We start from the raw sequence: 11,505 nt of genomic DNA on the forward strand, positions 1-11,505 counted from the left end.
ACGCTTAACTAGCCTATTCATATGGTTTTAAGCACGCTGACCAAAGATAGCGGTTCCGACACGTACCATCGTTGTGCCGTTTTCTATCGCTTCCGCCATATCACCACTCATACCCATACTAAGCGTATCCCAGCTATCTAGCTCTGGATAGTCGGCTTTGACCTCTTCAAACAACTGCTTAGTTCGAGCAAAGGCATCTGTATTTGCTTTGGCAGGAATAATCATCAAACCTCGCAGTTGTAAGCGCTCATACTCTTTGATCGCTGTTATCAGCTCTGGCAACTGGGATGGCAGGCATCCTGACTTGCTATCTTCGTTATCGATATTTAATTGGATCAATACATTCAATGGTGGCAGGTCAGCTGGTCGCTGGTCATTCAATCGTTTGGCGATGATATCGCGCTCAACCGTTTGCACCCAATCAAAGTGCTCTGCTATGTCACGTGTCTTGTTACGCTGAATACTACCGATATAATGCCAAACGATACTCTTGCCTACAGTCTGGGCTTTAAGAATAGTAATTTTTTCGATGGCCTCTTGTAGATAGTTCTCACCAAAATCGCGCTGTCCCTGCTCTGCTAAAGTTGCGATCATATGGGCAGGTTTCGTTTTCGAAACAGCCAACAGCATAACATTATCAGTCTGTCTGTCAGCATGATCATACGCTTGCTTCATCTGCTTACTAACTAGCTGCCAGTTATCGATAAGTGTCACTTCATCAATATTGCCATTCATTTCCTTCATATTTTGCCCTTATTGCTTGATTAATTTTTTGTGATTTTTTTCTGCAATTTTTATTATAAAAAAAACATAACTATCCGATTTTTAAAAGTAAATTAAAAATAACTTCTATAAGAATTATTTTAAAACGATCCAGTTTTGGTTTTTCTTAATTTAGTAGATGGTTAAATACTCATAGTCTTGTTATGATATTGTTACATGCTTTAACATATGCTGCTGAATATGCTAGTGATGGTAAAGACCTGTACTGGTGAGCTTCTTATCATCTCTTATTATACTAAGGCTATCGATAAATAGTTTACCACGTACTTTTTATAGTGTTTTGTCTTACCTAGACTAAGTGATAGGAATATCAAATTATGGCTGAAAAAAATAATCTTAATATCGAAGACTTGCTGCGCTTTACGGTTAAGCATAAGGCGTCAGATTTACATATTTCAGCGGGTATGCCGGCAATGATACGTGTTGATGGTGAAATGACACGTATTAATATGCCAGAGATGACCCATCAGGTTGTACATCAGCTTATTTATGACATCATGAATGATAAGCAACGTGCTGACTTTGAGGAGTTTTTTGAAACAGATTTTTCTTTTGAAATTCCTAATCTAGCACGTTTTCGTGTCAACGCTTTTAATCAAAACCGCGGTGCAGGCGCTGTATTCCGTACCATTCCTTCTAAAGTATTAACGATGGAAGACTTAGGTATGGGCGATGTCTTTAGACGCGTTTCAGACTTCAAGCGTGGTGTGGTATTGGTCACGGGCCCAACCGGCTCAGGTAAATCTACAACACTTGCGGCGATGATTGATTATATTAACGAAAGCCGTAAAGAGCATATTTTAACTATCGAAGACCCGATTGAATTTGTGCATCAATCTAAGAAAAGCTTGATCAATCAGCGTGAAGTACACCGTGATACTTTAGGTTTTGAGCCAGCATTGCGCTCTGCCCTACGTGAAGATCCTGATGTTATTTTGGTCGGTGAGCTACGTGACCTTGAAACCATTCGTTTAGCATTGACCGCAGCAGAAACTGGTCACTTAGTATTCGGCACCTTGCATACTAGCTCAGCCGCTAAGACAATTGACCGAGTCATCGACGTATTCCCAGCTGCTGAAAAAGACATGATCCGTGCGATGCTGTCAGAATCATTGCAAGCCGTTATTTCACAGACGTTATTACGTCGTCAAGCAGGTGGACGTATAGCCGCCCATGAAATCATGATAGGCACCCCTGCTATCCGTAACTTGATACGTGAGAACAAAATCGCCCAAATGTACTCTGCCATCCAAACAGGTGCAGGCGATGGCATGATCACCCTTGATCAAACATTAAAGAACTTGGTAAGTAAGGGAACCATTAGTAAGGACGTTGCGCGTCCTTATGCCAAGCAACCTGAGGCATTTTTATAGTAATGACAGACAGTATTGACAGATACCACCAAAAATAACCAACAAATTATGGTCTCTGTAATTACTTTCTTACTTTTTATTGACGTATTTGAAATATGATTTTAATTGACTTACATCTGGTATAGGTGCGATATGGACATTGATAAACTATTACAGTTGATGATCAGCAAAAATGGCTCTGACCTTTTTATTACTGCTGACGTAGCGCCTTCCATGAAAGTAAATGGAAAAATTTTACCTGTCGGTAGAACACCTTTGAGTGCTGAGCAAACCATGAGATTGGTCAAAGGTGTAATGACGCCAAGCCAGCAAAAAGAGTTTGAAGAAACCAACGAGTGTCAATTTGCTATCTCTGATGAAGCGCAGCAAGCACGCTTTCGAGTCAGTGCATTTGTACAGCGCGACATGGCAGGAATGATTTTACGGAAAATTGAAAACAACATTCCAACGGTCGAAGAGTTACGTTTACCGCCAGCGCTAAAAGAATTGGCCATGAAAAAACGCGGTATTGTTCTATTAGTTGGCGCAACAGGTACAGGTAAATCTACTACCCTTGCTGCAATGATAGGACATCGCAATCAAAACTCTCATGGTCATATCATTACGATAGAAGACCCTATCGAGTTTGTTCATAAACATCGTGGCTGTATTATTACCCAGCGTGAAGTTGGTATCGATACTCATTCATTTGAAGCGGGTCTAAAAAACACGCTACGCCAAGCACCCGATGTCATCTTAATCGGCGAGATTCGTAACCGTGAAGTCATGAGTTATGCTATTCAGTACGCAGAAACTGGCCATCTAGTGTTTGCAACGTTGCACGCAAACAATGCTAACCAAGCAATTGATCGTATCATTCACTTCTTTGAGACCAATCGTCATAATCAGTTATTTATGGATTTATCGTTGAACCTGCAAGCTATTATCGCGCAGCAACTTATTCCCACACCTGATGGTAAAGGACGACGCGCTGCTATTGAGATTTTGCTAAATTCGCAGCTTATTAGTGACTATATCCGTAAAGGAGAAGTCCATGAAATCAAAGATGTTATGACACGCTCACGAGACAGTGGCATGCAAACCTTTGATCAGGCACTTTTTGATTTGTACGAACAAGGAGAGATAACGTATAAAGAAGCGATTCTACACGCTGACTCCCCTAATGATCTACGCCTCAAAATTAAGCTTAGCAGCAAAAACGGTAAGGCGAATTTAGATGAAGGTGCCGATAGTTTATCGTTAGATGTGAGCTAAATTATTGCGCTTTCTACGCATAATAGACATATAAAAAGAAACCCTCGTTATAAATAACGAGGGTTTCTTTTTACTGTTTAATACAGTAGTACTAACAGAAATAAGCGTTTCTACTTATACGCTAGATAATTACTTCGCGCTGTCTCTACAGGCTTGATCCGCGCAGATACCATATAGCACGAGAGAATGCCCAGACAGTTTAAAGCCATGTTTTTCTGCTACTTTCAGCTGTTCTTCTTCGATGACTTCATTATGAAACTCTATAATCTTGCCACACACATCACAAACTAGGTGATCGTGATGCTCTTCTTGGGTAATCTCAAATACAGATAGATTGTTTTCAAAGTTATGACGCTCAACAATACCCGCTTGTTCAAACTGTGTTAGGACACGATAGACAGTGGCAAGACCTACGTCTTCACCTTGCTCAATAAGTGCCTTATACACTTCTTCTGCACTCATGTGATGCAGTTCTGCGCTTTCTAATAGCTCTAAAATTTTGATACGAGGTAACGTGACCTTGAGTCCTGCTCTACGTAAATCTTGATTGGTAAAAGAAGCCATAATATCCCTTTTGACTGTAACAGCCTTAACAAATAGAAAATATGAGATAAATAATCAACAAAGATTATTTTTATTTAATATAAAGTAAATGATTAACAATAAACTGATGAAACTTATGCAGACATCTCTCTTATTATTTTCTAAATATCGAGATGCAAGCCTATGAATTTAAAATATAATTAATCTAACTATTCAGATTGTGTTTGGTAAATAATGTCGTAAGTGGTAGGCAATTGCAAGTAAATGACGTATCATTTGTCCAAGATTGTCGGTCAGACTGGTACGACCTAACGCTGGCCACACCTAATTCATTTCTTATGAGTCATCTTACCATGATAAAGACATTAAATTTCCGTCCGTTAAGCCACACAAGCGCATTACGTAAGATCGTTATCACCAGTATGCTTAGCGCTACTGTTGCTATGTCTGGCTGCTCATTATTGAGTGTTTATAAGATTGATTTGCCGCAAGGCACAGCGATTACGCAAACCCAAGCTCAAAAGCTAAAGGTGGGTATGAACCAAAACCAAGTTCTTTATACTCTTGGTAGCCCTGCGATTCGAGATACGCTTGAGCCTAAACGCTGGGATTATATCTATGACTACAAAGCAGGCACTGAAGGTAGCCGTAAAGGCATCGCAGATGTCAAAAACGCTAGCCAGCATTTAGTTGTTTACTTTGATGATAATGGTTTGGTCACGCGCATCGAAGGTATTGAGAGTCTGCCAGCATCATAGTTAGTGAAACCTATTAGCTTAGATAGTAAACGGTTTAGCTACGAGATTTATTTTTGCGCTGAGACATAGGATCAGCGCTTAAACTGCGATATACCTCGATACGGTCAAAAGGCTGTAGCAAATAGCTTAATGGCTGTTTCTGTGCATAAATCCCTACATGCCAACGTTTCGCAGTTGGCGTGGTGATATCTATTACTTGCTCACACCACTTTGCCAGTTCTGCAAATTTTTCAAGCCATCCCGCTTGCGCCAATGCTTCATGCAAACTAGTACCTTGTTTGACCTGCAAAGCTAGGTAATGCTGGCGCTGCTCATCTTCAGCATACGCCAGATATACGGTCATTAGATTGGCTTGCGTAGACTGTGGCACACTGCTGTCACGACTTTCGACTGTTAGCTCAACCACTGCATCACCCAACCTATCAATGCTAGCAGCAATGCTAATGGTACGACTAAACGTATCGCTACTCGCCACAAGTTATAAACTGCTTCATTGCTGAAATTCAGTGACTTGCGCAGATGGCTAATCTTCATCTGCCAACCAGCAAATACTGATAGCAATAGTACAGCAATGCTACTAATAATGACTAAGATGCCAACTAACCATGCTGTCGGAATCGCAACCACTAATAGTAACGCTACAGCAAAAGTGATTATCAAACTAACTAATAATCCAAATTTATGCGTTAACTGTTGCGTGCTGTAATGAAGCAAATAACTGGCTACAAATAACACCCCGCCCCAATATAACAATTGTCCAATTGGCGGTAGCGACATACCGCTAGTAAATAAAGCCACTACTCCTATCAGCAGTTGCAACACCCAAATCGGTAACACTAACTTGGTTGCACGGTACTCACGAGTAGCCGCTCTGTTTTTTACTTGCTGATTGTTTGCTTCTACAGCCGTGATGGTCTGCTTACTCACCAAGTTCTGACCGAACCAGTATAAGCCTGTACCCGCACCGACACTGACCAATGCTAGTGCGACTGCGCGTGCCCATTCTGTCAAACTGACATCAGTCATGGCAAAACCAGCATTTGGCACACCGTTTGCGAACCCTAGTAGCAACCCTATTACCATCAACCCTAAGCCAATAGGTAAAGGCGTAATACCCAGCAAGCTTAAGAGTACTGCGATGACCATCAGACCTGCGGCAATTGCAAAGCTCGGTACATCGGGTACGCTATTTAGCTCAGTCAACGCAGACAATATACCTGTACTTGCACCAGATATAACCAACGCTGCAATCACAATAGAGACTAATGCTGCTAACCAACCAAAGCTGCGCCAGATCGGACTGACATCTGCTTCACGAGTGAGCTTCTGCATACCCGCTAGAGGTCCTTCGACACTGCGATAGGCCAACGCTATCTCAGCGTAAACAACTGGCAGCGCAACCAATACCATGGCTAATAGCCATAGTAACCAAAAGTCAATCTCACCAATTGACGCAGGTGCAAACCAACGAAATAGCAATAACGGTAGTAGCGCCGCGATAAAATAAGAAGCATAACGGATCATCATAATTTCAATCCAAACGATCTAATACCATTCACAAAACTGGGTTAGCAAACAAAACACGTGCAATTACCACGCATGGTAGACTGAACATGTTTGAAAAAGCCAATCGTATTTTGAAAATTGGTATAAAGTGAATAACGATAATTTATAATTATACAGAGCAACGACTGGCTTCTGTAAATGAATTCAGCTAAATACTGTCTTAATATAAGGGACAAACAGTTATAAAAAAACCCCGAAATCGGGGTTTAGTCATTCAGATATAATCAATATACGATTCAGTACTCAGTGGCTTTACTCAATGGCCTTCTATGCAAAGCAAAGTATGTATCAGATATTGAATCAGTGCGACTCAATTAGTGAATAGCACTTACATAGTCTGACAGGATACGAATGTCACGATCTGATAGTTTCGATGCAACTGTTTGCATCATACCCATCTCGCCTTCTTTGGCTGCATCATTGACTCGTTTTTGATCATCACTATCGATATCATCAACACGTCCAGCGGCACGGAATAGTTTTAGCTGAGTAGCAATATACTGAGCGTGCTGTCCGCCTAGCTTTGGAAATGCAGCCCAAGTGTTACCTGCAGCATCTGGACCATGACAGCCTGCACAGCCAATAACACCGCGCGACTTATCGCCGCCCAAGAATAGCTTAGTCGCTTCTTGGTTGGTTGCAGGATTGCCGTAGCCGACGCCCCAAGGCGCTTGACTGGCGTAATAACCTGCTACGTTGGCTAGGTCTTGCTGAGATAGATTAGCAACTTGTGACTGCATGATACCGTTTTTGCGATAGCCTGCTTTAAAGTTGACTAGCTGTTTATATAGGTACTTTACGTTTTGGCCGCCAAGGTTTGGCTGTGCAGGAACAATGCTGACGCCATTAAGACCATGACAAGCGGCACAAACGGTTTCTGCAACTTTTTGACCTGCATTGACGTCATATTCAGGAACAATAATAGCAGCTTGTACGCTGAAACTTGCAACGCATAAGCTGGCAGCAGCGATTAACTTTTTCATTGATACAAATCCTACTAGCTCGGCGTAAGCATTATTTAGAGTGATTGCACTGGTAAGATACCTGATATAGCCGTCTCTTTAATCATGAGAATGGCGTATATTTTAAGGTCTTGGACACAAGCAGTCTGAAAGTACTTACTAACATCAGGGTTTATTTTCGATTATTATAGCAAGACTTTGTATCATTTGCCTACTTAATCATAGTATCCATCAGTTTTCTGGCAACACAATATACAATATGACGCAAAAACAAAAAGCGCAAATAGGTTGTTAGCCTAGCGCTTTATTATATATGTTCAAATGATATTTATAAGTCGATTATTTGCTCATATATTCGATAAGTTTACGATAGTCGTCATCACTACATTTGTCGCAAAGACCACCTGCTGGCATTTGCGGCATACCACCTTTCACAGACTTAATGAGTGTCGGCATACTTTTTTGTTTAATCAGCTGTTGCCATTTGGCACTATCGCCTTTTTTGATGGCATTTAACGCCCCACTATCGTGACAGGCCGCACATGAGTTATCATAAGTAGTAGCAATATCCGCCGCACTTGCGCTGCTAATCATAATGCCACTTAATAATAGTGCAGCACTGCTAGCCGTTATAGCGCGATAACTCGTGCTAAGAAGTTTACTGATTGAAAACATAGAGCACCTCCTCGTGATATTTCACGTGTCTCATCAATCGTTCTATTAAACATCCTTCATTAAACATTGTAACAATATATGTCATATAAACATAGAGAATTTGGATACGGCTTTGTTAAAGCTGAGAACTTGTCTTAATGACTGGCCAACTTTAATGTTATCCTACTATTTATATGATGCTAATCGCAGTTATTTCAATAAGTAAGACACGGAATAGTATAGAATAGCCAGTAATATTAAATAGCTACTTTTATGATTTGCACATAACTGCATCGATGAAAAATAACCTTTTAACTTGATTTACCTATCGCTTGACCAATTACTTGACCGCACCGATGACTTGAGTCATCAGCTGACTAAAATTTTATAATCGCATCCAATTTTTTAAGATTAATGAGCCATTTATGAGTACCCCGTTTAACGATGTCGCCGCTGAACATGCCTTGTTCAATACCAAATCTCGTCAAAAAATTCAGCAAACTGAGTTTATGATGTCAGCACCTACCTTTCGTCTCTGTCCGCCTGATATGGGATTGGAAGTCGCTTTTGCAGGTCGCTCAAACGCTGGCAAATCATCAGCCATCAACGCCTTAACCAATCAGCGTCAATTGGCTCGCTCGTCTAAGACACCTGGACGCACGCAGATGATTAACTTTTTTAGTATCGGTGATACTGACAGACGTTTGGTTGATTTACCTGGTTACGGCTATGCCGCTGTTCCCCTAGAGATGAAAAAAGAATGGCAGGTTGAGCTAGAAGAATACTTGGTATCACGTTCAAGCCTTGCAGGTCTAGTACTGATGACAGACATTCGTCATCCGCTTAAGTTTTTTGATGAGCAAATGCTGCACTGGGCAAACGATGGTGAGCTACCAGTACATATTCTGCTGACCAAAGCAGATAAACTGAAGTACGGTGCTTCTAAGAACGCCCTCCTTGAGACTCGTAAACGCCTGAAAAAATTGGGCTTAAACTGTACCATTCAGTTATTTTCGGCGCTCAGAAAAGAAGGTCTCGATGAGTTGGCTGGGATAATGGGCAACTGGTATGAGTATCAGCTTGATGCAGACAAAATCATTGAGTCTTCTTTTGCATTGCTAGAAGGCGATGAGTTAGAAGACGCTATTGAAAAAGAAAGCGGTGAAAAAGAGAGCGTTGATAAAGAAAACAAATAAACATCGTTGTCTTTAATAAAAGGGTTTATCGTTATTACGATAAACCCTTTTTTATTGCCTGTTTATTAACTCATTATTATCATCGGTGTGCTATTAAAATAACGAGAATGATAAAAGTAGCTCTACCCGCATAACAAGTCTACTAGCGCTTGTGGAGTATCAGCTTGATAGGTTGGATTTTGCTCCGCAAGCTCTGCACTCGTTGCTGTACCATATTTCACTGCTATACTGGTCATGCCTAATGCTGTTGCCATTTGAATGTCATAGATGCTGTCGCCGATAAACACAGCATCAGAAACCTGCTGCTGCGTATAGTCCAAAATATCGGTCAACATCTGCGGATCAGGTTTTGAGCCTGACTCATCAGCACACCGCGTAATCGCAAAATAATCATGGCTATCTGAGGCATCTAGTACACGATCTAGCCCTTTTCTTTTTTTACCGGTTGCTACGGCGAGCGTTTTGCCTTGCTGTTGCAAAGTTTGCAACATACTCTCTATTGGTTCAAATAGCGGCGTACTGTGACTATTAGCAATATAGTACTCTGCATAGGTTTGCTGAATCTCACGCAACTGCGCATCGTTTGCCTGCGGATATAAAATTTTAATCCCATTCATTAAGCTCAGACCAATGATGTCTTTTACGGCTTTATCATTCGTCTTAAACCCATGTGCTTCGCCAGCCACATGCATAGACTCCACGATTAGGCCGATTGAATCCATTAGGGTGCCGTCCCAATCAAAAATAATCAACGTCTTGTCAGACAGATTGCTTTCTGCTGATAGTTGAGCATTTATAATACGCTCTGAAGTTACAGCTGGTTTGGTCATGAATTTACCTTAATGAATATCAATAATAAATAGCAGATACTAAAACGTCACGGTGGCTTATTCGTAAAAATAAGATATCGTGACGTTTAGGAAAGTACAAAAATAGTTTGGCTTAAGAGTTTATTTTGGAAAACTATTCAGGCAATTTCGTTGTTTCTGGTAGCCAATCTGCCATATCGTCTGGCAATGGCGCAGTAATGGTCTTGTAGCCTGGAATATCTAAGCGCCATGCATGTAAACACAGACGATGTACGCCTGATTTGTCATGAACGTTATATTTGTCATCACCCAAGATGGCATGACCGATATGCGCTAAATGCACACGGATTTGATGAGTGCGACCCGTCAATGGCTTGGCTTCAATTAAGCTGACTGGCTGACTATTAATCGTAAAGCGATCATGAATAATAATATCAGTCTGGCTTTCTTTCGCTTGTGGGTCTTGGCTATCTACTTTTACTCGGCGCTCACCACTAGCAAGTGTATAACGTAGCAACGGCGCATTGATACGTTGCTCATTGAGCGCAGGTTGTCCTTTGGCAAGACATAGATAGTGCTTCTGAATGGTCTTGTCTACCAAATGCTGCTGCAATACTTTGAGCGTTGAGCGTTTTTTGGAGATCATCAGTAGCCCTGATGTGTCTTTATCAATGCGATGGATCAGCTCCAGGTATTTTTTACCCGTCACTTCACGCATGGCTTCAATAACCCCGAAGTCCAAGCCACTACCGCCATGCACAGCGATACCAGAAGGCTTATTTAGCACTAGCAAACCGTCATCTTCGTAGACCACGCGCGCCAGCAAGCTTTTGGCAAACTCGGTACTAATAATTGGTTTTTCGCGCGTTGCTAGCTCTACAGGGGCAATACGTACCACATCTTCACGCTGCACTCTATCGTGTGCTTTGCAGCGCTTATTATTGACGCGTACCTCATCTGAGCGAATCATTTTGTAGATATGTGATTTTGGTAAACCTTTTAAACGGTTTAACAAAAAATTATCCAAACGCTGATCGTGTTGATGGCGCGTTACTTCGAGGTAGTTCACCTTACCGAAGTTGCTAATCTCATCGTCAGCGCTTTGTGGGCGTGTTTTGCTATTAAAAATAGCAGGGGCTTCATGGGTAGTAGCGTCGTCAGTCATTTTTGAGTTTGTCATTTTTAGTTAGGTATTTACACAAAGATTTGCTATAGTTTAGCATGTTGAGCGACAATTAAGCAGAGGCGACAGCAATAATCATTGTTGTTACAAATAGTTGACCACCATTTTATTGCTTGTCAGTTTTCTACTACTTGCCAGTAAAGAGGTTGACACTATTTATCCTGCTGACCTGACACGTTTCATCTGATTTTAGGGCGCGTTATTTATTTAGAGGTATTACTTACCAAATATAGCCCTATAAATTAAAAATACTGTACTGAATGTTATTCAGTACCATAAAATAAATAGTGACACTAAATACCATCGCGTTAATAACGCTGATAATAAATCAGCTTATTAACCGATTACAACACAACACTGACTCACTAATTGCATGACAACGACCGTACTCGATAACCAATCATTATTTAATGACTATTTATCT

At 41.1% G+C, this 11,505-nt stretch carries 12 protein-coding genes; 4 read left to right on the forward strand and 8 right to left on the reverse strand.

Annotated features, from left to right (window positions below; translation table 11 throughout):
- Positions 1 to 27: 27 nt before the first annotated feature.
- Positions 28 to 744 (reverse strand): YggS family pyridoxal phosphate-dependent enzyme, encoded by a 717-nt coding sequence (locus ABFV72_RS03790; protein WP_347162495.1) that lies wholly within the window; start codon positions 742 to 744, stop codon positions 28 to 30.
- Between the two features lie 356 nt (positions 745 to 1,100).
- Between ABFV72_RS03790 and ABFV72_RS03795 the strand changes: the two genes are divergently transcribed.
- Both ABFV72_RS03795 and ABFV72_RS03800 read left to right on the forward strand, forming a co-directional pair.
- Positions 1,101 to 2,156 carry a type IV pilus twitching motility protein PilT gene (locus tag ABFV72_RS03795; RefSeq protein WP_057758253.1) on the forward strand — a complete coding sequence of 352 codons (1,056 nt, stop codon included), beginning with the start codon at positions 1,101 to 1,103 and terminating at the stop codon, positions 2,154 to 2,156.
- Positions 2,157 to 2,288: 132 nt separating this feature from the next.
- A complete protein-coding gene (locus tag ABFV72_RS03800; RefSeq protein ID WP_165598362.1) occupies positions 2,289 to 3,410 on the forward strand; it encodes a PilT/PilU family type 4a pilus ATPase in 1,122 nt (373 codons plus the stop codon).
- Between the two features lie 129 nt (positions 3,411 to 3,539).
- Here ABFV72_RS03800 and fur read toward each other — a convergent pair whose 3' ends face one another.
- Positions 3,540 to 3,974, reverse strand: coding sequence for a ferric iron uptake transcriptional regulator (gene fur, locus ABFV72_RS03805; RefSeq protein WP_057758249.1), 435 nt, complete (start codon positions 3,972 to 3,974; stop codon positions 3,540 to 3,542).
- A gap of 317 nt (positions 3,975 to 4,291) precedes the next feature.
- Between fur and ABFV72_RS03810 the strand changes: the two genes are divergently transcribed.
- On the forward strand, positions 4,292 to 4,711 hold the full coding sequence (locus tag ABFV72_RS03810) for an outer membrane protein assembly factor BamE (RefSeq protein ID WP_057758247.1): 420 nt from the start codon (positions 4,292 to 4,294) through the stop codon (positions 4,709 to 4,711).
- Positions 4,712 to 4,745: 34 nt separating this feature from the next.
- Here the strand turns inward: ABFV72_RS03810 and ABFV72_RS03815 are convergent, their stop codons facing one another.
- From ABFV72_RS03815 to ABFV72_RS03830, 4 genes are all read right to left on the reverse strand, one after another.
- Positions 4,746 to 5,117, reverse strand: coding sequence for an RnfH family protein (locus tag ABFV72_RS03815; protein ID WP_347162496.1), 372 nt, complete (start codon positions 5,115 to 5,117; stop codon positions 4,746 to 4,748).
- Entirely contained in the window at positions 5,105 to 6,238 is a 1,134-nt protein-coding gene (locus ABFV72_RS03820) for a hypothetical protein (protein WP_347162497.1), read from the reverse strand. Before ABFV72_RS03820 ends, ABFV72_RS03815 begins: the two co-directional genes overlap by 13 nt.
- A 353-nt stretch (positions 6,239 to 6,591) precedes the next feature.
- The gene (locus ABFV72_RS03825; RefSeq protein WP_101205531.1) at positions 6,592 to 7,260 is read right to left on the reverse strand and encodes a c-type cytochrome; all 669 of its coding nucleotides are present in this window, start codon (positions 7,258 to 7,260) and stop codon (positions 6,592 to 6,594) included.
- A gap of 318 nt (positions 7,261 to 7,578) precedes the next feature.
- Positions 7,579 to 7,914 carry a c-type cytochrome gene (locus tag ABFV72_RS03830; RefSeq protein WP_347162498.1) on the reverse strand — a complete coding sequence of 112 codons (336 nt, stop codon included), beginning with the start codon at positions 7,912 to 7,914 and terminating at the stop codon, positions 7,579 to 7,581.
- Between the two features lie 404 nt (positions 7,915 to 8,318).
- Between ABFV72_RS03830 and yihA the strand changes: the two genes are divergently transcribed.
- Positions 8,319 to 9,089 (forward strand): ribosome biogenesis GTP-binding protein YihA/YsxC, encoded by a 771-nt coding sequence (gene yihA, locus ABFV72_RS03835; protein WP_179798163.1) that lies wholly within the window; start codon positions 8,319 to 8,321, stop codon positions 9,087 to 9,089.
- A 122-nt stretch (positions 9,090 to 9,211) separates the two neighbouring features.
- On the opposite strand, the gene ABFV72_RS03840 is transcribed toward yihA, so the two are convergent.
- Positions 9,212 to 9,919 carry an HAD family hydrolase gene (locus ABFV72_RS03840; RefSeq protein ID WP_347162499.1) on the reverse strand — a complete coding sequence of 236 codons (708 nt, stop codon included), beginning with the start codon at positions 9,917 to 9,919 and terminating at the stop codon, positions 9,212 to 9,214.
- A 133-nt stretch (positions 9,920 to 10,052) separates the two neighbouring features.
- Positions 10,053 to 11,063: an RluA family pseudouridine synthase gene (locus tag ABFV72_RS03845; RefSeq protein ID WP_347162500.1), complete on the reverse strand. Its 1,011-nt coding sequence runs from the start codon at positions 11,061 to 11,063 to the stop codon at positions 10,053 to 10,055.
- Between the last annotated feature and the right edge of the window lie 442 nt (positions 11,064 to 11,505).

The sequence above is a fragment of the Psychrobacter proteolyticus genome (assembly GCF_039762275.1).
In the GTDB taxonomy this organism is placed as follows: Bacteria; Pseudomonadota; Gammaproteobacteria; order Pseudomonadales; family Moraxellaceae; genus Psychrobacter; species Psychrobacter proteolyticus_C.